A 23,997-nucleotide genomic window follows, 5' to 3' on the forward strand; every position below is an offset into this window, starting at 1 on the left:
TCTCTTCTTTACAAGCTTTACGCGAGCGCATCCAAGAAATCTTCGACCAACTCACATTTGAGCAGGTAATTTCTGTCTCTTCTTATAACTTTATCTTGGAAGCTCTATTCTATGCAGCTTCATATTAATTTGGTATTAGAATTGAAAAAAGTGAAAATTATTGTTATACGAGGAGGTCGTAAACCAAAACTATCTATTAAAGAACAAATTATTTTAAAAGGCTCGACCTTAACTTCTCACGAATACATACTGCGTTGTCTTGTAGTCTAAAAATTTACTTTATAAATAGTCTCTTAATTAACGTAACCAATAATTAGTGATGAGCAAATGGGGTCATTAGCTTCATCCACTGTTACATTTCATACCCTAAAACCAAGTATGTCCTTTTGGAATTTAGCACGCGATGTGAAGCAACAAATCGCTACGAATATCCAGCGCAACGAGCTATTTAACGTGAGTTCGACGATTAGAAAAAGGCAACAAGCTTGCTATGTAAGGATTTGGACAACTGAGCATTACAAAGGCGATCGCTATCGTGGATAGAGAATCGGTAAAAAGTCACAAAAAAAGTCGAGACTAAGAATATCTAACAAAAATCAGTGTCTCGGCTATCTCTACCATTGTATCTCGCCTCGATATCACACAAATTTTCTGCGACGTGGATGATTTCTGTCAGCAATGGGAAAATCTTTGGCAACAAGTACCACAATTGCCATCGACAACAGGAGAATGCCGCAGCACTTCCCGAATGCACTTATCAGAAGTGATGACAATAGTCATTGGATTTGATGGCAGTGGATATAAGACTTTCAAAGAATTTTATACAATGCATGTAATTCCTAGTTGGCATAAAGCATTTCCTAATTTGGTTAGCTACACTCGGGAGGGTTACAGTTAATTACCAAGTCTAAAAAGAATATGAAAAACCGCTTGATGAGAATGATTGATAAAATTCTTTTACGCAAGCGGGCAGTAATTGAGTCAGTTAATAACCACCTAAAAAATCTGTGTCAAATAGAACATTATCGTCATCGTAGCGTCTTCAACTTCTTGGTCAACTTGATGGCTGGTTTAGCTGCGTATACCTATTTGTCTCAAAAACCTTCACTTGACATCTATCCTAAAGATTTACCTGCTTTGCCTCCTGCCATTTTTTAATTATCTAACTGATGTTAATTCTCAATCAATCGAGGGCGATCGCTCTTTACTGCCGAGTTGCTCGCATCTCATATCTAGCAAGCTTTTTGCCTTTTTCTAACCGTCGAACTCACGTTAAAAATTAAAGCATAATCAAACCCAGTCGCACACCCACAGCAACAGCCTCAGTGCGGCTAGAGACAGTGAGCTTTTGAAAAATGGATGAAAGATGAAATTTGACAGTATGCTCAGAAATATGCAAACGTTTTGCGATCGCTTTATTTCCCAACCCGGAGCCAAGCATTCCTAAAACTTCTATCTCCCGTGGTGTCAAGCTTTGTACGGGATTTGTTACCACTTTTTCGCGGATAGACAGTAATTCTACAGCATTCGGGTGCAGCACCAGCAAACCAAAAGCGATCGCCTCTACAGCTGCAACAATTTCTGACTCTGTACTAGTACTGGGCAATATTCCCCGAATACCAGAACGTAACGCCGTCTCTAAGTCGATGCTGTCGAGTTCTTCAACAATGACGATTATTCCTAATGGGTATTGCTGTTCTTGAATAATTAGCAATTTTTCCCACACCGCTTGTTGAAAATTACCGCTCAAATCTACCAGCACCACATCCGGCTGTAATTGCCCAACTTCACTCGCCAATACATCCAAATCGGATGCACTCCCCACAACTGTCAACCGAGGATTGGTAGTTACCACAGTTGATAACCCTGCCCGCACCACAGGGGAAGTAGCAACCACCATCACTCGGATCATGTCGCCTCCACAGCAGTTTTATCAGACTGCACGGCAACATAAATCACGAATTGCTGTCTACCGCGTAGGATTTGTAGCGGCACAGATCCTTTACTTTCATGGAGATATTTGGTTAAGTCATTCATGCTAGTGAATAATCGCCCCGAAACTCCAATTAAAACATCGCCGATTTGTATACCAGCATTTTCTGCCGCACTGTTAGGTAAAATTGACAGCACCAATAAACCCAAGCTACGCCTACTTAAAAGCACAGGTTGCAGTGTAACTCCCAACTGCGGACGACTATTTCCCTGTAAAAAACGCTCAACGGTGTTGCTGGGAACCGCCACAGCCAAACCATTAACAATCATCGTATTAATTCCCACGACCAGGCCTTGACAATCGGCAAGTGGCCCCCCAGAATTACCAGGATACAGCTGCAAATCCGCCATAACTGCTCGTGGATTATTTGCATGAATAATTCCAGTTGTCACAGCGCCACTGTCAGCAAAGGGATTACCCACCGCTAAGACTAATTCACCCACTCGTAGCGCCTCCGAATTGCCGATAGTTGCAGCAGTTAAATCAGTAGCAACAATTTTCAGAGCTGCTAAATCTTGCTGTGGATCGAATTGGGTACGCACTGCATCAAATACCCTTCCATCTGCCAATTCCACAGTTGCGCGATTGCTAGTTGCTACATGGGCATTAGTGATAATTAGTCCGTCAGGTTGCCAAATGACACCAGAACCGACTCCCTGAGAGCCGCTTTTTACTTTGACAGTGCGTAGGCGTAGTTTAGCAGCTACCTCTGTCAATTCAGCAGCGATGTTAGTTAATGTTGTGTTTGCCATGTTATACAGTTTTTGAACGTGTGAAAGTAGAATCTAGTGATGTCTTTTGTCATTTGTCCTTTGTCATTTGTCCTTTGTCTTTAGAAACACAAATGACTAATGACTAATGACTAATGACGATTCGAGCAAAAAGGTGCAACTTCCGAGTTCAGAGGCTCAACGTTCGAGCAAAAAGGTGCAACTTCCGAGCAAAAAGATGCAACGTCCGAGCAAAAAGGTGCAACTTCCGAGTTCAGAGGCTCAACGTCCGAGTAAAAAGGTGCAACCTCCGAGCAAAAAGGTGCAACTTCCGAGCAAAAAGGTGCAACCTCCGAGTTCAGAGGCTCAACGTCCGAGTAAAAAGGTCGAATGAATCAAAACATTTAGATAAATATTGACAAAGCTAGTAGTCTGTCAATAAATAATTGATGGATAAATTACCTGTAGAGACGGCAATTTATCGCGTCTCTCTAACCCATCCCAAATTGGCATTATTCCTCCTTAGTAGGTCGTTCGCCAACTGCGATCGCTAACTCAATTAACACTCCACCCCGGACAACTTGGACGTTGACAGCTTTACCAATGCGATCGCTACTATTGAGCAGCGCCAACACATCACCTGTATCGCCTACAGTTACGCCATCGAACGTTACTAAAACATCGCCAAGCAGTATACCTGCATTGTCAGCAGGCCCCGCAGCCTCAACATTGACAACAATTACCCCAGTTGCCGAACTTAAATTGAGGGCAGTTTTCAGATTCTTTGGTAAACGTACAGGTTGCATTCCCACACCCAAGTAGCCCTTAGAAATGCGTCCTTTTGCTACTAATTGGTCAACCACGCGATCGACTGTAGCAGTGGGAATTGTCAGAGCAGTACCACGCCGCCCCGATGTATTCATCCCTACTACAAAACCAGCCGCATCTACGAGCGGCCCGCCTGCAAACCCAGAGTATAGGGTGATATCTGGGCGGATAAATTGGTCAATATTCCCGCCACTCATACTCCGCCAAGTACCGCTAACCACACTCACTGCACCCATCGCCGCCCTTAAATCACCTTCGCTACCTCTTGCCAGTCCTAACACAAGATGACCAACTTTGAGCGTTTTAGCATCACCAACTTTGGCCACAGGTATTTCTGCATTTTCTAGTTTAAAAACAGCTATATCGGTGCTAGAGTCATGACCGACGAGTGTTACTGGTGCAGTACTACCATTTGATAAGGTAATGGTGATATCGTCATAGCGCTGGAGGCACTCATCAGAGGTAACAATGATGCCATTACGCCAATGAATGCCACTTGGGGAAACACGTGTACCCCCATTCACCGCAACCACAGCACTTCCAGCTTCTTCTACGGTGTCAGCTAAACTGTTGGACAAAGCCAGTAATGAAGACATAAGATTTTTGTGCAAACGTTTTTAGATGTTCATATCGTGCCGTTTTATCAACACAGATGACATCGGAAAAATGGAGAGTAATTCATCCTAGAAAAATGGCTAGGATTTACATCAGCTTTTTGGCGTTGCTGAATTCTTGCGGTTATTGGTGTAGATAATTGGTCTTTCAAGACGCGATGAATCGCGTCTCTACATCTTTTGTATTGCGCTATATTATTCAGTTTACGACGGCTAGACTGAGCGCTCAATTTAGCCGTCGTATAGAATTCATTCTGAATCCTGACTCCTGAATTCTGTTTCAAGAAACAAATGCACACCGAATCAAAACAAATCAACCTGCTGACTCCATCGAGAAACTTACCTCTCTATGGCAAGAGAATTTTAATAACAGCACCGAGAAATTATGCTTATAGGTTATCCGAACAAATCATCAAAAAAGGTGGTTTACCTGTTTTCATGCCTACTATCGAAACCTGCTATTTATCAAACTACACTCAGTTAGATGCCGCTTTAGCCGATATAAACGAATTTGATTGGATTCTCTTCACAAGTCGAAACGGAATCACAGCATTTTTTCAGCGGATAAATGATTTGAATATTCCTATATCTGTAGTACAAAAATGCCACTTATGTGCATTAGGAAAAGATGCAGAAAGCTTATTGTCTTTTTGTGGCAAGGTGGATTTAATCCCAACAGAATCTAGCCCAGCCGGAATTGTGGCTGAATTAGCGAAACTTCCGCAAATTCACGAGAAAAAAGTGCTGATCCCGGCTCCAGAAGTTGTGGATTTGCCTGAACCTGATGTTGTACCCAATTTGATTACGGATTTGCAACAATTGGGCATAGAAGTAACTCGCGTACCCACATATATTACGCAGGGTTTAGATAAAACTATCTATGGTATGGAATTAAACCTGATGCGTGAAGGAATTATTGATGTAATTGCCTTTAGTAGCACCGCGGAAGTAGAAAGCTTTTTGACAATGGTCAACTCACAAAGCGATTATGAGGGCTGTGTAATTGCGTGTTTTGGCCCTTACACCACTGCTAATGCACAAAAGTTGGGTATGAATGTCTCTATTGTGTCTAGAGATTATAATTCATTCGAGGGATTTTCTGAAGCGATCGCAGCATTTTTTACTCTTACTTGTGATTAAAACTAAGCGTCTTAAGATGTAAAATAATCAACCAAATTTCACTCTAGACTAGCTGCACATAAACCCGTAGTATCGAAAATGGAGTTTATATTGAGTTAGGAAGTTTTACATGGCAACTTACAAAGTTACATTAAAGACCCCAGACGGCGAACAAGTAATTGACGTTCCTGATGATGAGTATATCCTAGAGATCGCTAACGAGGAATTCGGGCTGGACTTGCCCTATTCCTGTAACGCTGGTTCTTGCTCTACCTGCACTGGCAAACTGATTTCAGGTACAGTTAACCAAGACGATCAGAATTTCCTAGACAACGATCAAGTTGATGCGGGATGGGTTCTCACCTGCGTTGCATATGCCACTTCTGATTGCACTATCCAAACCCATCAAGAGGAAGCGCTTAACGCTTAAGAGCGGGTAAGGGTTGAGGGCATTGGTGTCATACTTCAGCCCCAACCCTTTTTAAATCTCATATCTCTGGCTGAAAATAAATGCTGCTCATTGGGCTGCTCTGCCTCCCTTGCTGGCGGTAGCAGCCCACTATTGTATACTGTTACCCTAAAAAAGTGGGAAAATTAAGCTGCGATCGCAAGTGGTTATAAAATGTGCAGCAACATTTTGATAATTTGCATTCTCTGAAAGATTAGCTAAAACCTACAACCGCTTCCACAATTCCACCGCCGACATTCAACAACTACGCGCACAATAGGCGAAGAGTACTAAGCTTGGAGTAAAAAGGGGAAAAATAAGGGGACAGATGAGTTTGTCTAGGGTGCAGAATCATAGAATATCAGCCCTCACCCCAACCCCGCAGTGCTTGGACATGGGAAATAGAACTACGTCTGTGGGTAGAGAACTTCTAGCCTAGACAATTGTTACAAAAATAGTTTTGTAGGTATGAAAATTGATTTTGGTGCAACTGCTACTGATTATGCAAAACACCGGGCTGGGTTTCCTAGTTCATTATTTAACAAATTGTCTGAATATGGTATAGGTTTACCAGGGCAGAATATTGTTGACCTCGGTACAGGAACAGGAACACTAGCGCGGGGGTTTGCCGATAGAGGTGCTTATGTAATTGGCCTAGATCCATCAGCTTCACTTTTAGAACAAGCCAGACTGTTAAGCGAATCTATGCAACTTAAAGTAGATTATCGAGTTGCAAGTGCCGAGAATACCGAGTTACCAAACGCCAGTGCGGATGTAGTGACAGCTGGACAGTGTTGGCATTGGTTTGACCGTCCGCGTGCTGTCAAGGAAATTACTCGCGTATTGAAAGTAAATGGCTTGCTGGCGATCGCACATTTTGATTGGATACCCTTAAAAGGTAATGTAGTTCACGCAACGGAACAGCTGATCCAAGCTCATAATCCCGCGTGGAATTTGGGCGGCGGTAATGGTTTGTATCCCGTGTGGTTACAGGATATTGGCGAAGGAGGATTCCGAGAAATCCGCACATTTTCTTACGATATGTTTGTGTCTTATACACACGAAGCTTGGCGGGGACGAATTCGTGCTAGTGCTGGTGTAGGAGCCAGTTTGACACCAGAAAAGGTAGAAGTATTTGACCAGGAATTGGCAACATTACTCGAAACAAAATATCCTACGCCAATTCTTCAGGTTCACCACAGAGTTTGGGCTACGATCGCAAAAGCACCACAATCTCATTCGTAATTAAGAGATATCTGTAACACACTATTAACCTACAAAACAATCGCGCAATTTTAGGAAAAATAACCATGATCGATCTTTATTATTGGACAACCCCAAACGGTCATAAAATCACCATTTTCTTAGAAGAAGTCGGCTTACCATACACCATAATTCCTGTGAATATTGGGGCTGGGGATCAATTTAAGCCAGAATTTTTAAAGATTTCTCCTAATAATCGTATGCCTGCGATCGTTGACCGCGAGCCAGCAGATGGAGGTGCGCCAATTTCGGTATTTGAGTCTGGGGCAATCTTGCTATATTTGGCAGAAAAAACCGGGAAATTAATCCCTCAAGATTTACGTAATCGCACTCAAGTTTTAGAATGGTTGTTCTGGCAAATGGCAGGATTAGGGCCAATGGCGGGACAAAATCATCACTTTAGTACTTATGCTCCCGAAAAGATTGAATATGCGATTAAACGCTATGTGAATGAGACGGGACGCTTATATGCAGTTTTGAATAAGCAATTAGCAGATAAAGAATTTGTGGCTGGCGATTATTCCATTGCCGATATTGCTGCTTATCCTTGGATTGTGCCGCATGAACTCCAAAGTCAAAACCTAGAAGATTTTCCTCACCTCAAGCGCTGGTTTGAGACAATAAAAGCGCGTCCAGCAACAATTCGCGCCTACGAAAAAGCCGAAGCATTGAAAACTCAAGCGCTCGATCCAGATAAGTCACGAAATTTGTTATTTAACCAGTCGGCGAAGACTATTCAGCCTTGAGCTTTTTGAATAGTTTTGTCACGGTGGCGATCGCTAATTTAGCTCTAACCCCAGATCATCAGTCGCAACTATGAGCAACGGCTTCTTACTATCTTCTTTTCCTCAATTAGAAACAGCAAGGCTGCTTCTTCGTGAGACAACGTTACAGGATGCTGAAGCTACCTTTGCTGTATTCTCCGATCCGAGCGTGACTCAGTTTCACAATCTTGATACTTTCACTTCTATTAAACCCATATTCCGCAGGTTAATTAAGAAAGAAGATAATATTTTCGACAAGGAGCACCAAAAAACTGGAGAATCCATTGCCTTTCATGGGTTAAGTTGGCAATTTGCTTTATTTGGGCGACAGTAACCAAATGAATTGACATAAAACATTGGAACACTCAACGTAAGGTTGGAGTAGAAGTTGGTTTACCCAACTGATTATCAATAGTTTTTTTGGCTCGTTCTAAGGCTTGACGTAAAGCTCTTTGACCCAGACTATAAACAAGTAGGCACAAACCCATAACCATAGAAGCGTGCAGCAACTCGCTCAGTAGAATTGAGGAATACACTAGAAGTAAAAAATAAAGGATCTTTATTCATCTCATCACAGATGCCTGCGACTATGCCGCAGTGGTCAATATCCTGTACCCTGATATCTAATGGTGATGCTGTCATGCTTCTAAAATGCAGCATTTAGGTCATTTTCAAAAATACAGCATTTACGAGCGCACCTGCGGAATCTGGGTTAAAGAAGCGATCGCTGTCATTGAACGTAGAGCCAAGCGGTTTGAGCGAGGAGATGGAATTCGCTGAGGAATTATTCATAAGCAAGACAACGTTTTGATTGGTTCTTGTGGGTTTACCTGGAACCCACAAGAACACGCTGCTGAAGTCGGTTATGAGCTTGCCAGTACTTTTTGGAGACAAGGTATTATAACTGAGGCAATGGGTACTATCTTGCAATTTGGGTTTCAGAAAATGGGTTTGGGTTTCGTTATTGCCCAATTCATGATTATCTTTAGCTGTCAACAACAAAACTTTATACAGTAATCATTTTACTTTGTAGATATGTCAATTAAAATATCATATCAAATCACTAAGGGAAAGTCTTAGACAAAATAATTTCATCAAAATCTTATAAAGCACGTTTCATAAATTGTTGCACGTTTCCGTACATTTCACCAACCAATCCGTCAAGTTCGTGCTTTATATCTTCATACTTTCCAAGTTTGCTAGTCCACATACCATCATTTAGCTGTTTAGCTATGTGCTGGGGCTTACCGTCTTCCTTTACATATATAGCAATCTTTTCAAATCCAGCTTCAATTTCTGCATTAGTGCATATTTCGTAACCGCAAATTTGGAATGCAATAGTAAATGCTTGTAGTGTTTGCTCTCTAGGAGCACCTTCAGGCCAGTAATAATCCTCTCCAGGAGTAGGAGACCACCAACGGTCATCTTCATTGTTAATTGCCCAAGCAATGCAATTGTATTCAGATGTGAATTTACTTGTGATTTGGTATGTAGTCTTGGCTAAATTAGGCCAATCTACCTCAAGTTCAGCATTTGTATCCATGCTGTCTACCCCAATCCAACCAAGCCTCTGCCATTTTTTTGAGTCTACCTCTATCTTCTGGCTTAATAGGATTATCTCCAGTGATGGATCTTAATGCCCAAAACCAGTGTTCCGGCTCTCTGCTTAGTTCTTCAAGAATTAAAGGCACTGCATCTGTCCCCATGCCTATTATTTGTTGATATGCAGTGTGTAAAATCATATCACTCATTAAAGACATATGCTTGGTTTCGCTACGCCATTGATTAGCAAGCTTAATGAAAGTGTCTTTTAGTTCTGCTTGCCTTGATAGATAACTTGACGGACGGTTTGTTGTTTGCTTCGCTTTCCGAGGTTTACTTTTTTGCAGTAGGGATTGTTCAGAAAAAATACACAACGATTTTTCTTCTCTCCAAGTAAAAACCTCTTGTTTCCAGTTTTTGGTTCTCAATGACCATGCTTTACTTATTTCAGTTTTAATTTGATTACTCAAATCACTATTGAAGTTATTATCTTTGAGTAAATTTAAACTACTGTAATTTTCTTTAATTGGCGCAGGGAAAACACAAGGTAGGCGAAACTTAAGAGAATATGAATATTTGCTTAATTTTTTATTACTTAGTTTTTGATTCCAAGAGTTTGTTTTATCTTTCGCTTTTTCTGATACCAACATATTCCTAGCCTAATTGTTGATTGGAAGTTTTTGATATTTATATGTTTGAATCAATCTTGTTGTTCATTGTTATCTTCTATATTTTCTAACGCTTCAATTTCTAGTACAGGATTTATACACTCTATTTCTGCTTTTTTTAAAACAGATCCAAGAGCATCTCTATTGTCTATTGCAATAACTATTTGTTCATGCAAATTATCTAAATCATCTGAGTCAAGAGCTACATAAAATTCTTTAGTTCCCTCTGCATCTTTATACTGAATTTTAAGCGTATGAATTAAGATAGCAGCTTCTACTTTTCTCTCAGTTTCTGAGTCAAATACAGGTCTTATGTCAGTAACAATCCTTGAGTCTGAAAATATTCGCTCATATTCAATCAGTAAATCAGAGGCTTTATCCGAAATGTCTAAGGAGAAACCAATATTTTCTAAAGCTTTTAATAGGCTAGATAACCTCCGTTTAAAACGTTCTATCTGCTCTGTTTTAAGTGAAAAAAACTCAGCAAAATCAGCGTCTTGTTCTATAGATTTATTGACTAAAGCCACAATAGCTTCATTAGACAAGTTTTCTTCTTTGTATAATTGCCTTAAAGATACTAAAGTAACAACAAGACTTAGAGCAGTATGCCTATCAATTTTTTGTATTTGAACTATTCTTTCAGAAATTTTATATACAACGTTTTCGACGGTCGGAGGAAAATCTCGTAAAGCTGATATAATTACATCAATAGCATCGTCATTAGTGTTTAAAATAAATTCAATACCAGACTTATATTGCTCAGGAATTTTAAAATCCATAAATTATCCCATTCTTACCAAAAATACTTGAAGCACAAATAATATGTAGCAATGGTAGTGTACTTTGCCACACTGAAATGTATATGCATTACATTTTTACCCTATCTGATAAAGATAAGCTTTTAAAAAAATACCTCTTACTCTATATAATATATTATAGTCAATATAAAGATTGATTGCTTTTTATTATAGATTTGATTAATAAATAAGATTTTTTTAATAAACCTTTATTTATTTTTAGTTTTTAGAACATCATTAACACTGGATAAAATTTATACTTTAATAACACCAATAATATGCACGGTAATTATAAATCTCTTTCAGAGATGTATTTTGTACAAGAGGTTGCTGACCGAAACAGATTTATGAGACAGAGCAACTAAATTTATTGTGGGGATTATTAATTTTTAATTTTGAATTTTGAATTCGGAGCAAAGCGACGTAACTTGCGCCTGTAATTTTCCTTCTACTTGAAACGGTAGTTGATAATAGTTGTTAGGTTGATATTCTGGTGTCACTTTCCAATCATATCGTTGCAGCAACGTTGCCAAAAAAATCTTCATTTCCATCTTGGCAAACTCTATTCCAATGCATGTATGTTCGCCACCACCAAAACCAATTAAAGCAAAGGAGTCTTTTTTATCTTCTTCGCGGGGAGGGGCAAAGCGTTCTGGATCGAAACTTTCTGGGTTAGTATAAATCTCGCTCATGCGATGCGTTAACCCTTGAGCAACAATCACCACCCAACCGGGAGGAATACGATAACCTGCGTATTCAATTTCTTTTACAACTCCCCGAAACAGCACTACACCTGCGGGATTGTAAAGTCGTTCTATTTCTTTGAAAAAATAAGTCATTTGATTAAGTTGCTTGAGGTGTCCCAAGTTTAAAGGTTCATCTTTGACAACTTCTCTAAGTTCTTGGCGGAGTCGATCGCGCCATTGCGGACGCGCTGCTAATTCAACCATTGCCCACGTTAAAGATGTCGCAGTAGTGAAGTGCGCTGCATTTAATAAGTGTATCAGTTCGTCTACGATCTGTGACTGGGCTAAAGCATTTCCGTCTTCATCTAATGCTGCCAAAAACAATCCTAATACATCACAAGACTCTTCTAAGTTGCCTTGAAGTTTGCGTTCGCTGATAATTTTTTCTAAAAAAGCTTTCAACTGACGACGAGCATTTTGAGAACGACCATATTTTGTGAATGGTATATCTAACCGTAATAGCGCCAATGCTCCCTGCGTCAAAGTATTATACAACTGTTCGACTTGCTCAACTTCGCTTTGTAGTCGAACACCTAATAATAGCCGAATTCCAATTCGCAATGCTAACTGATTAAATTCATTCTTGATAGAAATTGGACTGTTTTGCACCCAATTTTCTAGGCACTTGTTAACTTCAGTTTGCATGATGTCAAAATAATTAGCAATGGCTTTACTATGAAAGGCTGGAGCCATTAAACGACGAGTCCGGCGATGTTCTTCACCATCTTGAAGCATCATAGGTCGCCCAAAAATATGCTCCATAGCCACTTTCCATCCTAAGTAGGAAGATACATAATCAGCTTTTTCTTGCAAAATTAGTCGATTTGCTTCCACCCCTACCAAAACGGCATATTTCTTTCCTAAAATGCTGGTTTTAAAAACAGGCCCGTAACGTTCATAGTTCTTCGCCAGTCCCCATCCTTGGGTAGCAAATAATCGGAGAGTTTCACCTAAAATGGGTAGCCCAAAGCTACCGGGCATTTCCTGGGCTGGTTTTAGTTGTGTCATTTTTTTTGACTACAGATTCAAAGTGTGGTGATAACTATTAAGTCTAGCTTTAACAATATCGTGCTGTCTCACGCAATCTTCCGAAAACTAGCGTTATCTTCCGAAAAATTCAGTGTAGCTTTTTAAATGCTTGAGGAGTGATGCCGATATATTTGCGAAAAACCTTGGTGAAATGATTTTGACTTTGAAATCCTACCAATTGGGAGACTTGCATAACTGATAATTCTCGCTTTGCAAGTAAATACTTTGCTTTTTCAACTCGGCATTGGATGACATATTGATGAGGTGCTATTCCCATTGATTGCTTAAACAAGCTAGCAAAATAATGCGGACTTATCTGTGCGATCGCCGCAATTTCTGCTAGAGATAAATTTTGGTCTAAATTATCATTGATATAAGCGATCGCTTCTTTTAATTTATGTTTTGGTAATCCACCTGTGTATTCTCGAATGATAAATTTATGTGTTGAATAACGTTTCAATAAATGCACCGCCAGCAGATTTGCTGCTGATTCCATATACAGGGAACTATCAAATCCACTAGTTTCTATTTCTTGCTTGAGTGTCAGTCCAATTTGTTGAATCAATGGATCGTGAGTTTGCAGCTGTTGTACAATTTCAACTGCATCAGGATTTACTGATTCGTAAGCAACACGAGTAATCATCGTTGGTTCAAAACCAAGGTGAATAAACCCTAATTCCTGTTCAAATTGTACTGCTGGAGAAATTTGGTGAGCAGGAAAAATCCCCACATCGGTTGTTGCATAGGATTTACTTTGCCAGTGTCCGTTAATTTTTAATTTTGCCTCAAATTCTTTAGTATAAATAGTAACAATATGCTGAAACGGCGATGTCTCAGGAAGTTGATAGTTTGACTGACGATGATAGGCAAAATAAAAACTATTGCAACCTGCAACTGGGCTGGAAATAATTAAAGGTTTGGGAAGAAATTGTTTTAGTTTGTCTGGTTGAGCAGCATTAATTCTAAAAGGCTGGTCTATTTGCATGACGACTCACACGCTTTTTTCTAAATATAAATTAAGAGGTGTCAATTCCCGTTTTCTATTTTCTAACTTGTTGTGCTAGAGATGAGGAATCCTGGGTGCAAACAGGTAAAATACGGTAAGCCTTCCAAATTAGCGTTGATTCATCCAAAATAAGGCTCAATTATTGTTAATTGTTTGTATAATTGGAAACTCAAATAACTGCTTATGTCAGAACAATATCGTTTTGAAACCCTGCAAGTTCATGCTGGACAAGAGCCGGCTCCTGGAACTAATGCTCGTGCTGTACCGATTTACCAAACAACTTCCTACGTTTTTGACGACACCGACCACGGAGCGCGGTTATTTGCTCTCCAGGAATTTGGTAACATTTACACCCGCATCATGAACCCGACGACGGATGTATTTGAAAAGCGGATTGCTGCGTTAGAAGGGGGTGTAGCAGCATTAGCAACCGCTAGTGGTCAGGCGGCGCAATTCTTGGCAATCAGTACCATCGCTCAGACTGGGGATAATATTGTTTCCACTAGTTTTCTGTATGGTGGGACATATAACCAGTTTAAAGTTTCTTTACCACGATTAGGTATTAAAGTCAAGTTTGTTGAGGGAGATGACCCAGAAAGTTTTCGTCAAGCGATCGACGATCGCACCAAAGCCTTATACGTTGAAACCATTGGCAATCCTCAATTCAATATTCCCGACTTTGCCGCTTTAGCTCACATTGCCCACGAAAACGGCATTCCTTTAATTGTGGATAATACCTTCGGTGCTGGTGGTTATTTAGCTCGACCAATCGAGCATGGTGCAGACATAGTAGTAGAATCTGCAACTAAATGGATTGGTGGGCATGGTACTTCCATTGGTGGTGTAATTGTCGATTCGGGTAAATTTGATTGGGGTAACGGCAAATTTTCTCTATTTACTGAGCCAGCACCCGGCTATCGTGGGCTAAATTTTCAAGAAGTGTTTGGGCCTAGTGGAACATTTGGTAACATTGCCTTTATTATTCGCGCTAGAGTCGAGGGGTTACGAGATTTTGGCCCGTCCTTGAGTCCATTTAACGCCTTTCTGTTACTACAAGGATTAGAAACTCTCTCTTTGCGTGTAGATCGTCATGCGAGCAATGCCCTAGAATTGGCTCAGTGGTTAGAACAGCAAGAGCAAGTATCTTGGGTTAATTATCCCGGACTTCCCAATCACCCTTATCATGAACGAGCAAAAAAATATCTTCGGCATGGTTTTGGGGGAGTTTTAAACTTTGGTATCAAAGGTGGACTAGAAGCGGGTAAAGCTTTTATTAATCATGTGAAATTAGCAAGTCATTTAGCAAATGTTGGTGATGCGAAAACCCTTGTTATTCATCCCGCTTCTACAACCCATCAACAGCTAAGTAATGACGAACAGCTTTCAGCAGGTGTGACACCCGATTTGGTGCGAGTATCAGTGGGAATTGAACATATCGACGACATCAAAGAAGATTTTGAGCAAGCATTCGAGCAAGTTAAGAGTTAATAAATGGGGAATGGGGCATGGGGCATTGGGCATTGGGTATTGGGCATTGGGCATTGGGGAGGCAGTGACGGGTACGCAGGGATCTCCCCAAGTGGAGCAACTGCCGTCAACTGCCGTCATTGGGCATTGGACACAGGGCATTGGTTATTAATTCTTCTCCTCCACTTCTAACTCTTAACTCCTAACTCCTAACTTCCAACTTCTAACTCCCCGCCCTATGATCTACTCAGACTTCATCTCACCGCAAACCCAGTTTTACCAGCTAACAATACCATTTCAATTAGAAGGCGGCGCAACATTAATTGGGGTTCAGGTTGCTTATCGCACCTGGGGACAGTTAAATGCTCAAGGCGATAATGGGGTACTGATTTGTCATGCCTTAACTGGTTCGGCTGATGCTGATGATTGGTGGGAACCTTTATTTGGTTCAGAGAAAGCCTTCAATCCAGAACGCGACTTTATTGTATGCAGCAACATTTTGGGAAGTTGTTACGGCACAACTGGGCCAACTACTGTCAACCCCAAAACGGGAAACCCTTATGGCGTATTCTTCCCTAAAATTACAATCCGAGATATGGTTTGCCTGCAAGTTGCGCTATTAGAATACCTGGGTGTTCAATCTCTGCGGTTAGTAATTGGTGGCTCGCTCGGTGGAATGCAAGCATTGGAGTGGGCGTTGTTATATCCAGAAAAGGTGAAAGCGATCGCACCCATTGCTGTTTCTGGCAGACATTCAGCTTGGTGTATTGGATTAAGTGAAGCCCAAAGACAGGCAATTTATGCCGATCCAAACTGGCAAGGAGGGAAGTACACTCTGGATGCGCCGCCAAACCAAGGACTAGCAGTAGCGCGGATGATGGCAATGTCTACTTACCGTTCTTGGAATAGTTTTACAAACCGCTTTGGACGCGAGTATGATGCATCTGAGCAGTTTACTATAACCAGTTACTTACAGCATCAGGGTCAAAAGCTAACAGAACGATTTGATGCCAACACTTACATCACTCTCACCCATGCAATGGATCGCCACGATATTGCACGCGATCGCACCAGTCCTGATTTGTCAGATTATGAATCTATTCTCCAAAGCATCCAGCAACCAACTTTAGTTGTTGCAATTGATTCTGATATCCTCTATCCTCCAATAGAACAGCAAGAATTGGCAAATTTAATCCCTAATGCTCAACTGGCGTGGCTGAATTCAACCCACGGACATGATGCATTTTTAATTGATATGGCTGCATTGAATGAACTGCTGATCTCTTTTCGGCGTTGCTGAATCAAGGGATGATTCTTGTAGGGTGGGCGACACGAGCGTTCTGAAATACAAGGGACGGGCTTTTCGGCCCATCCTACAAAACTGGCAAAATCATCCCGCTTTCTCTGCAACGCCGTTTTTTCTTTCTTTGTCAGGACTTACGCAACTGGCACAGCGCGATCGCTACTTAATAGTATTTATGTACTAATAAAAATTGGCGTACTCAGCAGGCTCAAGCAAATAAATTTCAGGAATCCCCAAGCGAATTGTATACTTGCCAATTTTCAGGGACTTACCTGCTAAAGGATAGATTAGACTTATTTTGTCCACTGGTAGGCGAATTTGAAGCCTAGAATTATCAGTCAGATGAATCTGACCATTTTCGCTGAGAATACCTGCAATAGTGTGAATATTTAATGTATTTATGTCGTGAACTTGGGATTTAAAATCAGCGATCGCAATAACCATTCTTTATTTAGAAGCCACAATGTCTTCAAAAGCAGATTCCAATGTAGCTGACTCTAAAGCGACTTATTAAACTGCTTGATCCATATCCCAAACCTGTTTTGCCAAATAAGTGAGCATTTTCTGACGCTCTTCAATAGCTTGAGAATTCCAAATTGTAAATTCCTTAAGGTCTTGAACTGCTCGATTAATAGCTGTATTATTTCCAAGTATAGGCTTCTCTGTTATTGACCTAGTTAACAAGAAAACAGACTGCGAATAAGCAGCCTTTTTTTCGGAATAAGTGCCCCTACCAATGGAGGCGTTTATGGTCTTTTCTAATAAAGTCAGATTACCTAGTCTAGATATATATTTTGTTATTTCATTTGGCTTATCAAAATCATCAACAATAGCTTGCTCAGGTTTTTGAGGTAAAATGTGTTCTATTTCTATTTTATTCTGAATGAATGTATTTAAATTTATCCAATTTTCTTCACTACCAAATGCTTTTTCATTAATATACTGACTAAATTTTGCCAACATATACTTTAATCGATATTTTGGCAAATCTTTTTCTTGTAAACTAAGGAATATTTCTTCAAACTTTTGTCTAAGATCCTTTTTAATGGGTAAAATGTACTGATTTACAAACTGATGTAAGGTATCAGCATTTTTTACTTTGCGGATTTCACTAGACCATTCTATAAAAGTGCGTTCTAACTCATTCAGTTTTTTCCCAGTAATAATAAGAGCAAAAAGTGTATTTTCGAGTTGTCGACATAATTCTATAAATAATTCTTTTGGTAATTCAAGACCTGTTAATAATAAACTCATATGTTGTCTAGAATTAGGAGTTAAATGTTTAATGTTGGCTAAATAACGATTATTTGTACCATCTGTATTTTTTCCTTTAATAAAAGAAGCATATGCGTTAGCAGATTTACGTAGCTTTTCTACAAATTCAATTGGTTTTTCCGTATATTGACACACTAAATTATTATTCAAAAACCATTCATAAACTTTTTCTTCTTGTACATCATCACGCTTAACATCAAAATTTGAAAAAATAAAGTAACGTAGAAAACTAAAAGGTTTTTCATTAGCTGATTGTATTGCATCATTTAGTTCTTTCCATTGAGTATTAATATTTTCAAAATTCTCTATATTCGCTTGTTTAAACATAAGGTTCTTTAATAAATCCATAGGATTTAAACCAACACCCCTATCATTAAGAGTTTCAAAAACTCGTAATGCATGATTAACATCTGCTGTTTCAACACGTACAAGTTTGACTTTCTTCGTAAAATGTAAGTAAAATCTCCTTAATTCACTTTCATTTTGCCCAAACTCATTGGAAATAAAGTTGTAAACTATTCCATAAGCATTGACCAGATTCTGGGCAGATTTAGTATTATCAACTATCTGCTCTAAATCAAAATTATCATCTGCAAACTTGTCTAAAACTTTGCTACTATCTTCATACTGAAGTGCTACTTTGTATAGAGGTACATCAAAACCATTAGAATCTGTATCTATCCCGTATATCTGAGTTTTTATGCTATCAACAGCAGCATGATTTTCTAACTTTACAAGATAGTTTTTAACAACACAAGAGAAAATGTGAGCAGTAGTAATTCGTTGTTGTCCATCAATTACTTCATAAAGATTGTTAGTGCCATCAGAACTAGGGCAAACAACAATGCTACCAATAAAATAATCATCTGATTTATGACGAAATTCAAGGGGAGGAAATTCTTTATATACATCATACAAAAGTTGTTCTACTTGCTTTTCTTCCCAAACATACTCTCTTTGATAAGGTGGTATACTGTAAAAATCATCAAATAATTTGTCAATGGTTAAATCTAAGGATTTAATTGTTTGTTGATTCATAAATTACCTACTATTGTAAAATGTTATAAACTCTGCGGCGTCGATATGACTCCTTAGCTTATCGGCAGATGCCCAAATGGGTTGCTTAAAATCTAAAGTCACCCTATTGCCGTTTTTTATGTTCTGTTTTTTCTGACCACTTACCACTAAGTGTTACTCCTCTAATAACCATAAGTTTGTTTTTAGCATCGCTTTAGTATAAAAATCGATTTATTCAAGGTTAAAGCCCAACGTCAATCATTTTGTGATTGTATAGACATATAGCCTCTTGTGCCAGATATCACTTCAAAAAAAATTGCTGGATGTGCTAAGATTTAACTATCCAGCAATAATATCATGTAAATTCACTACAGTATAATTACTGCTTTAATAGTATAAATCATTCAACAGTGACACTTTTAGCTAAATTACGAGGCTGATCGACATCTAAACCGCGACGGGCGGCAATATGATAAGCTAATAATTGCAAAGGAACAACTGTCAGAATTGGAGAAAGTAACTCTTCAACATGAGAGATGGGAAGAAGATCGTTAAAGATTTCCGCAGCTTCGCCATCGTTGACGGGGGTAACACCAATTAACCGAGAATCTCTAGCTTTGGCTTCTTGGGCATTTGAAATAACTTTTTCGTATACACTACCAGGGATGGCGATCGCAACTACTGGTACTTTCGCATCTAAAAGTGCGATTGGGCCATGTTTCATTTCTCCAGCCGGATACCCTTCGGCATGAATATAGCTGATTTCTTTTAATTTCAATGCCCCTTCTAAAGCAATGGGAAAGTTAATTCCTCTACCCACAAAAATGAAATCTTTAGTTTCAGCAAATTCGTGGGCTAGCTGTTCGGTTAAACTTTCCTGACTTTCTAAAGTTGCTTCAATTTCTTTGGGAATCTGCCGCAACCCATTAATAATTTGATCTAATGTATCTTTTGAAACTGTCTGACGACGAGCTGCTAAATCCAATGCCAAAGCATAAAATGCCATCAATTGGGCGGTAAAAGTTTTTGTCGCTGCTACCCCAATTTCAATTCCCGCTAGGGTACTGATAATATGCGGTACCAGATGACCAAGGCTACTTTCGGGGCGATTAGTAATCCCCAGTAGTCGCGCTTGATATTTGGGTTCTTTCCCTTGGCGACGTTCTTTTTCCATCGTCAAAGCTGCTAGGGTATCGGCTGTTTCACCTGATTGGGTAACACCAACGATTAAGGTGTTAGCCGTCACGGGTGATGGTGCATAGCGATACTCAGAAGCATAATGTACTTGAGTGGAAATTCCTGCTAGTTGTTCGAGTAAATATTTTCCGATTAATGCTGCGTGCCAACTGGTACCACAGGCGAGGATCTGAATTTGTTCTAAATCGGTGTATAAATCCGCAGGTAAACTAAGATTGATTGGGGATTCGGTAGATTCGGCTGGATTGAAGTATGCGTCTAAACTAGCTCTTACTACTCCTGGTTGCTCATGAATTTCTTTGAGCATGAAGTGTTTAAATCCCTGCTTTTCTACCATTGCAGGATTGAAGTTGAGCAGCCGGGGTTGTTTTTTCAACCTGTCGCCAGCAAAATTGTAAATCTCAACGCCCAAAGGTGTGAGGCGGGCAATTTCGCCATTTTCCAGAGGTAGCACTGCACGGGTGTAAGCAACGATCGCAGGTGTGTCAGAGGCACAAAATAACTCCCCTTGACCAAAACCAATTACTAAAGGTGCTTGTTGGCGAACAACAATCAATTCATCGGGGAAATCAGCAGAAATAACTGCAAGTGCAAACGCTCCACGCAAATGGTTAACGGCTTGGCGAACTGCGTCGATGAAGGGAGATGAAGGGGGAAGATTCTTTAAAAGCTCGGCTATTAGATGGGGAATGACTTCGGTATCGGTTTCAGAACGAAATTCGTGTCCTTTAGCTTTGAGTTCCTCGCGTAACTCGCGGTAGTTTTCAATAATGCCATTTTGCACCACCGCCACTCGTTTTGCCGTATCCAAATGGGGATGGGCATTATACTCTTCTGGTTTGCCATGAGTTGCCCAACGTGTATGACCAATACCAATTGGGGCAGGGGTTTCTATTTGTTCCAATTTAAAACGCAGGTTATGGAGTTTACCCTTTGCCCGCACACAATTTACCTCACCTTCCCAAACAGTGGCGATTCCAGCCGAATCGTAGCCCCTGTACTCGAGTTTCTCCAGTCCAGCTAGTAAAATGTCTGTCGCCGCTTGAGTGCCTATATATCCAACAATTCCGCACATTCTTCACACCACTTTTTTTCAGGATGATTAAATCCAGTATAGTAGGTAGCATAAAGTGGACGTTTTGCAAAGAAAAAGGGAGTAAAATACTCCCTCTACCACTAGTAGTACGCTTTGGCAACGCAAGCGGGGAAAAGGGTAAGGGGGAAAGGTTTTTTATCCCTTACCATGAGTCCCTTTAACCTTTACCCAACCTCCACCTAACATTTTTAGGTTGACAGACTACTAGGAATTGTTATGGATTTTAGGTTTTTTTACAGCGGATTCGCCGTCAGCTTTTGACCTGACGGTACAAATACAACTTCTAGGATTTAGATACCCAGAGATTATATCCCCAATCTAAAATTGCGATTTCGTAAGGCGGGCAGTGTCCACTCTACGATCGTAAAGGTGCTTGCTATTGAGACAATTAAAAGTCTTGAGTGCTGAGTTCCGAGTTCCGAGTTCCGAGTGAAGAATCAAGAAATTGTGTTTCTGATTTACTTCTTTTTGTCTCAGCACTCAGCACTGGGCACTCAGCACTCAGCTTTTTAGTAAGCTAGACCCATACTGCGAGTTGTTTCAGCGCCCAGGTAAACCCGGATGCTCAAAAAGTCGGTGGGACAAGCAGTTTCGCAACGCTTACAGCCCACGCAGTCTTCTGTACGGGGTGAAGAGGCAATTTGAGCAGCTTTACAGCCATCCCAAGGAACCATCTCAAGTACATCAGTAGGGCAAGCGCGGACGCATTGGGTGCAGCCAATGCAGGTATCGTAGATTTTTACGGTATGAGACATTGAAAAAACGGCTCCTTTCGAGTGTTCTTCTCTGCGAAAGAATCATAATCAACGCATAGTCTACCGCAGTGGTTGATAGGCCGTAATCAAAAGGCTACATAACTTTAAACAATGTAATAAGCACCGTTAAAATTTGCTTTTGCGAGATTGTCCCTATTGACTGATAATCAGCAACATCATCAGAGCGTATTTCCCACAGTTATATACCATAATCAGGTTGAATCGTAAAGATAGATTAAACAAAATTAAAAGCAAATAGGGACATCTCCATAATTTTAACTATGGGGATTTTGGTTAATAATTTGATTTTGCGATCGCCACATCTCCGTGTAAACGAAAATAGGTTGGCAATCTAGATTACGCAAAAACTTGTTTTCATTACTGAATAAAACTGCTGAGTGCGATGTAAATGATTAATTTCGAGACTGCGATCGCACTCAGCAATTTTTTGGCGATCGCTCACTGATAAATTGTATATTTAACTTTTTAAGTCGGGCAATTTCATGATTGATATTCCTATATATTAGAGAATTTCAGAAATTGCAAACTCATCATTTATAGCAGTAATTTGTGTTTGAATACTTGGCTCAATAGCAGTAAATTGCAGTTGTTCATCTAGATTTTTAGTGTCAGTAAAACTATCTTTTACATACTCATTTTCTCGAATTTTCCGAACAATACTTTCTAACAACCAAAGTTGTTCTTCCACAGACAAGGCAAGGATAGAGCGCTCAATTTCTAGTAAATTAGGTGAGATCATTTTAATTTTGATTCCTAGTCAGGTGTATTTTTCAAAGATATTATATTCAGTTTATCTGGTTAACCTAGAGCATCGCTAATTCCTCATTATTTTCCCCACGCTTATCATTTCACAAATCATCAGAGATTGCTATAAATAACTAGAAAGCCGTTTTATTACTTTTTAATTAAGTATTACTGCTGAAGCAAAATGTACGCTAAACTGACTACATGAATTACGAAACAGCTAGGAAACTCCTCATAGATCAGACAATCACAACCGAGGAAAACCCAGATGCGCTGTTAACGCGTATGAAACAGGGCAAACCGCCGGTACCCGGTCAGATCACTTCGATTTTGTTGGCATTGAAAGTGGTGTTTGAAGCCCTCAAAGATGCAAAGAGCGTAGACCGAGAACTGGCTTTAGCCCTTTATCAGTTAAGTATTAAGGCACAACAGCTATTTGGCGCAGGGCGTAAAGCCGGGGTTGATTGGCCACCACTACTCAAAGAAGATTTACTACGAATTTCCTTAGCAGCTGAAAGTATCTTTTCAGGTATATGGCAAACCTTAGCGACTATGGAGTTGGGAAAGAGATGAGAGAGCAGGGAGCAGGGGAGAAATAAATTCAAAATTCAAAATTCAAAATTCAAAATTCAAACATTTTAGAACTTCTGCCTACTCTGCCTCTTGTGTCCCATGCCAAATGACCAATGACCAATGACTAATGACTAATGACTAATGACCAATGACCAATGACTAATAGCCATTAACGAATTTGCAGTTCATTTTCTAACTTGTCTAAGTCAGTTTTGAGCAAAACGGTCATTTGGCCGGTAAAAGCTTTGCCATTCTTGGGTTGGGCAACTTCCACCCAATATACATAGCGATCGCCTACTCGTAATTCTCCCTTTAAAGCTTCCCGAATTGGAGTTTTGGCCAGACGCGCTGAATTAATTACCTTTTCGTTGGGATATTGATACACAACTTGGGCGCGATCGTAGTCTTGATAAATTTCCAAGCCATAAATTACCCGCAAGGATTCTTGGAGACGCGTAAATGTCATGCCGTTAATAGCATCATACATAGTAATGCGCTCAGTCCGAATTGTGCCCCGGTCTTTGGAAAACTCCACCCTACCAGGAGGCAATACTGACGCTTGAAAAGTGAATCGTTGGGCAGCAGTATCAGTCTTTTGCACAAATAATTGCTCCCCTCTTCTGGGGCGGAGTGTCGGATGTGCTTTAATCCAAGTGCCTACTTCTTCTGTACTTTGCCCTGGTAAAGCATTGGCTGGGGAATCAAAAAGCGTTCCCACACAGAGCCAGGGCACTAAAGAAACAGGCAAAATTAAACAGTTAAGTAAAAATTTTTTGAGCATTTTGCTGTTCGGGATTTTTATAGAAATTTCCCCATTTGGGATTAACCATAGTCTTCCCGTTTTTCAGCAAAATTACTTCAATGGATTGTAGCGATCGCGCATCGAAGCCTTTATCGATCGCTCAACGATAGGACTCATATCAATACTGTTCGGTTACAGCCAAGAGACGCGATCAATCGCCGTCAAGACAATAATCAATCATTTTGTCTTGACGGCGATTGATCGCGTCTTTGTGATGATT

28 protein-coding genes and 2 pseudogenes are annotated in these 23,997 nt (G+C 40.1%); 15 read left to right on the forward strand and 15 right to left on the reverse strand.

Translation table 11 applies throughout. The annotated features are described in order from the left end of the window. The first annotated feature begins 378 nt into the window (after positions 1–378). From RMY32_RS06035 to RMY32_RS06045, 3 genes and pseudogenes are all read left to right on the forward strand, one after another. Entirely contained in the window at positions 379–543 is a 165-nt protein-coding gene (locus RMY32_RS06035) for a hypothetical protein (RefSeq protein ID WP_409882352.1), read from the forward strand. Positions 544–658: 115 nt separating this feature from the next. Further along, positions 659–898 (forward strand): hypothetical protein, encoded by a 240-nt coding sequence (locus RMY32_RS06040; RefSeq protein WP_409882354.1) that lies wholly within the window; start codon positions 659–661, stop codon positions 896–898. Beyond that, a pseudogene (locus RMY32_RS06045) lies at positions 874–1,158 on the forward strand (transposase); the annotation flags it as partial. The gene RMY32_RS06040 and the pseudogene RMY32_RS06045, both read left to right, overlap by 25 nt. A 121-nt stretch (positions 1,159–1,279) precedes the next feature. Here the strand turns inward: RMY32_RS06045 and RMY32_RS06050 are convergent. Both RMY32_RS06050 and RMY32_RS06055 read right to left on the reverse strand, forming a co-directional pair. Further along, positions 1,280–1,912 carry a response regulator transcription factor gene (locus tag RMY32_RS06050; RefSeq protein WP_322713244.1) on the reverse strand — a complete coding sequence of 211 codons (633 nt, stop codon included), beginning with the start codon at positions 1,910–1,912 and terminating at the stop codon, positions 1,280–1,282. After that, complete coding sequence (locus RMY32_RS06055; RefSeq protein WP_322713245.1) at positions 1,909–2,745, reverse strand: S1C family serine protease; 837 nt, start codon at positions 2,743–2,745, stop codon at positions 1,909–1,911. The genes RMY32_RS06050 and RMY32_RS06055 overlap by 4 nt, the downstream gene beginning before the upstream one ends. A gap of 106 nt (positions 2,746–2,851) precedes the next feature. Between RMY32_RS06055 and RMY32_RS06060 the strand changes: the two genes are divergently transcribed. Then, the gene (locus tag RMY32_RS06060; protein WP_322713246.1) at positions 2,852–3,097 is read left to right on the forward strand and encodes a hypothetical protein; all 246 of its coding nucleotides are present in this window, start codon (positions 2,852–2,854) and stop codon (positions 3,095–3,097) included. Positions 3,098–3,215: 118 nt separating this feature from the next. Here RMY32_RS06060 and RMY32_RS06065 read toward each other — a convergent pair whose 3' ends face one another. Beyond that, complete coding sequence (locus RMY32_RS06065) at positions 3,216–4,127, reverse strand: S1C family serine protease (protein WP_322713247.1); 912 nt, start codon at positions 4,125–4,127, stop codon at positions 3,216–3,218. A 309-nt stretch (positions 4,128–4,436) separates the two neighbouring features. On the opposite strand from RMY32_RS06065, the gene RMY32_RS06070 reads away from it, so the two are divergent. The 5 genes from RMY32_RS06070 (at position 4,437) to RMY32_RS06090 (ending at position 8,073) form a co-directional block, all read left to right on the forward strand. Beyond that, positions 4,437–5,285 (forward strand): uroporphyrinogen-III synthase, encoded by an 849-nt coding sequence (locus RMY32_RS06070; protein WP_322713248.1) that lies wholly within the window; start codon positions 4,437–4,439, stop codon positions 5,283–5,285. Between the two features lie 109 nt (positions 5,286–5,394). After that, entirely contained in the window at positions 5,395–5,694 is a 300-nt protein-coding gene (locus RMY32_RS06075) for a ferredoxin (protein ID WP_322694273.1), read from the forward strand. A gap of 486 nt (positions 5,695–6,180) precedes the next feature. After that, entirely contained in the window at positions 6,181–6,957 is a 777-nt protein-coding gene (locus tag RMY32_RS06080) for a class I SAM-dependent methyltransferase (RefSeq protein WP_322713249.1), read from the forward strand. 65 nt (positions 6,958–7,022) lie between these two features. After that, on the forward strand, positions 7,023–7,721 hold the full coding sequence (locus RMY32_RS06085) for a glutathione binding-like protein (protein WP_322713250.1): 699 nt from the start codon (positions 7,023–7,025) through the stop codon (positions 7,719–7,721). Between the two features lie 70 nt (positions 7,722–7,791). Further along, positions 7,792–8,073, forward strand: coding sequence for a hypothetical protein (locus RMY32_RS06090; RefSeq protein ID WP_322713289.1), 282 nt, complete (start codon positions 7,792–7,794; stop codon positions 8,071–8,073). Here RMY32_RS06090 and RMY32_RS06095 read toward each other — a convergent pair. Beyond that, positions 7,970–8,300, reverse strand: a pseudogene (locus RMY32_RS06095) (IS1634 family transposase); the annotation flags it as partial. The gene RMY32_RS06090 and the pseudogene RMY32_RS06095 sit on opposite strands and share 104 nt — an antisense overlap. 90 nt (positions 8,301–8,390) lie before the next feature. Here RMY32_RS06095 and RMY32_RS06100 point away from each other — a divergent pair. Together RMY32_RS06100 and RMY32_RS06105 are read left to right on the forward strand one after the other, a co-directional pair. After that, the gene (locus RMY32_RS06100) at positions 8,391–8,519 is read left to right on the forward strand and encodes a hypothetical protein (protein WP_322713251.1); all 129 of its coding nucleotides are present in this window, start codon (positions 8,391–8,393) and stop codon (positions 8,517–8,519) included. A gap of 6 nt (positions 8,520–8,525) precedes the next feature. Further along, positions 8,526–8,756, forward strand: a complete 231-nt coding sequence (locus RMY32_RS06105; protein ID WP_322713287.1) for a GNAT family N-acetyltransferase — start codon at positions 8,526–8,528, stop codon at positions 8,754–8,756. Between the two features lie 85 nt (positions 8,757–8,841). Here the strand turns inward: RMY32_RS06105 and RMY32_RS06110 are convergent, their stop codons facing one another. The 5 genes from RMY32_RS06110 to RMY32_RS06130 all read right to left on the reverse strand — a co-directional run bounded on the left by RMY32_RS06110 (position 8,842) and on the right by RMY32_RS06130 (position 13,506). Beyond that, positions 8,842–9,282, reverse strand: coding sequence for a hypothetical protein (locus RMY32_RS06110; protein WP_322713252.1), 441 nt, complete (start codon positions 9,280–9,282; stop codon positions 8,842–8,844). Further along, positions 9,266–9,931 (reverse strand): hypothetical protein, encoded by a 666-nt coding sequence (locus RMY32_RS06115; RefSeq protein WP_322713253.1) that lies wholly within the window; start codon positions 9,929–9,931, stop codon positions 9,266–9,268. Before RMY32_RS06115 ends, RMY32_RS06110 begins: the two co-directional genes overlap by 17 nt. Before the next feature lie 50 nt (positions 9,932–9,981). Continuing rightward, positions 9,982–10,728: a hypothetical protein gene (locus tag RMY32_RS06120; RefSeq protein ID WP_322713254.1), complete on the reverse strand. Its 747-nt coding sequence runs from the start codon at positions 10,726–10,728 to the stop codon at positions 9,982–9,984. Positions 10,729–11,135: 407 nt separating this feature from the next. Continuing rightward, on the reverse strand, positions 11,136–12,500 hold the full coding sequence (locus RMY32_RS06125) for a cytochrome P450 (protein ID WP_322713255.1): 1,365 nt from the start codon (positions 12,498–12,500) through the stop codon (positions 11,136–11,138). A gap of 109 nt (positions 12,501–12,609) precedes the next feature. Continuing rightward, on the reverse strand, positions 12,610–13,506 hold the full coding sequence (locus RMY32_RS06130) for an AraC family transcriptional regulator (RefSeq protein WP_322713256.1): 897 nt from the start codon (positions 13,504–13,506) through the stop codon (positions 12,610–12,612). A gap of 204 nt (positions 13,507–13,710) precedes the next feature. On the opposite strand from RMY32_RS06130, the gene RMY32_RS06135 reads away from it, so the two are divergent. The 3 genes from RMY32_RS06135 (at position 13,711) to metX (ending at position 16,294) form a co-directional block, all read left to right on the forward strand. Next, complete coding sequence (locus tag RMY32_RS06135; protein WP_322713257.1) at positions 13,711–15,015, forward strand: O-acetylhomoserine aminocarboxypropyltransferase/cysteine synthase; 1,305 nt, start codon at positions 13,711–13,713, stop codon at positions 15,013–15,015. 10 nt (positions 15,016–15,025) lie between these two features. After that, entirely contained in the window at positions 15,026–15,166 is a 141-nt protein-coding gene (locus RMY32_RS06140) for a hypothetical protein (RefSeq protein WP_322713258.1), read from the forward strand. Positions 15,167–15,232: 66 nt separating this feature from the next. After that, the gene (gene metX, locus RMY32_RS06145; RefSeq protein WP_322713259.1) at positions 15,233–16,294 is read left to right on the forward strand and encodes a homoserine O-acetyltransferase; all 1,062 of its coding nucleotides are present in this window, start codon (positions 15,233–15,235) and stop codon (positions 16,292–16,294) included. Positions 16,295–16,477: 183 nt separating this feature from the next. Here the strand turns inward: metX and RMY32_RS06150 are convergent, their stop codons facing one another. From RMY32_RS06150 to RMY32_RS06170, 5 genes are all read right to left on the reverse strand, one after another. After that, the gene (locus RMY32_RS06150; RefSeq protein ID WP_322713260.1) at positions 16,478–16,741 is read right to left on the reverse strand and encodes a type I-MYXAN CRISPR-associated protein Cas6/Cmx6; all 264 of its coding nucleotides are present in this window, start codon (positions 16,739–16,741) and stop codon (positions 16,478–16,480) included. Between the two features lie 66 nt (positions 16,742–16,807). Next, a complete protein-coding gene (locus tag RMY32_RS06155; protein WP_322713261.1) occupies positions 16,808–18,610 on the reverse strand; it encodes a DUF262 domain-containing HNH endonuclease family protein in 1,803 nt (600 codons plus the stop codon). Between the two features lie 379 nt (positions 18,611–18,989). Next, positions 18,990–20,861 (reverse strand): glutamine--fructose-6-phosphate transaminase (isomerizing), encoded by a 1,872-nt coding sequence (gene glmS / locus RMY32_RS06160; protein WP_322713262.1) that lies wholly within the window; start codon positions 20,859–20,861, stop codon positions 18,990–18,992. Between the two features lie 530 nt (positions 20,862–21,391). Continuing rightward, complete coding sequence (gene psaC, locus RMY32_RS06165; protein ID WP_012411495.1) at positions 21,392–21,637, reverse strand: photosystem I iron-sulfur center protein PsaC; 246 nt, start codon at positions 21,635–21,637, stop codon at positions 21,392–21,394. A gap of 523 nt (positions 21,638–22,160) precedes the next feature. Then, entirely contained in the window at positions 22,161–22,397 is a 237-nt protein-coding gene (locus tag RMY32_RS06170) for a hypothetical protein (RefSeq protein ID WP_322713263.1), read from the reverse strand. Between the two features lie 209 nt (positions 22,398–22,606). Here RMY32_RS06170 and RMY32_RS06175 point away from each other — a divergent pair, with 209 nt between their 5' ends. Next, positions 22,607–22,975, forward strand: a complete 369-nt coding sequence (locus RMY32_RS06175; protein ID WP_322713264.1) for a Dethiobiotin synthetase — start codon at positions 22,607–22,609, stop codon at positions 22,973–22,975. A gap of 169 nt (positions 22,976–23,144) precedes the next feature. Here the strand turns inward: RMY32_RS06175 and RMY32_RS06180 are convergent, their stop codons facing one another. Beyond that, the gene (locus RMY32_RS06180; RefSeq protein ID WP_322713265.1) at positions 23,145–23,756 is read right to left on the reverse strand and encodes a hypothetical protein; all 612 of its coding nucleotides are present in this window, start codon (positions 23,754–23,756) and stop codon (positions 23,145–23,147) included. Positions 23,757–23,997: the final 241 nt, after the last annotated feature.

This window comes from Nostoc sp. ChiSLP03a, assembly GCF_034531215.2.
Taxonomy (GTDB): domain Bacteria; phylum Cyanobacteriota; class Cyanobacteriia; order Cyanobacteriales; family Nostocaceae; genus Nostoc.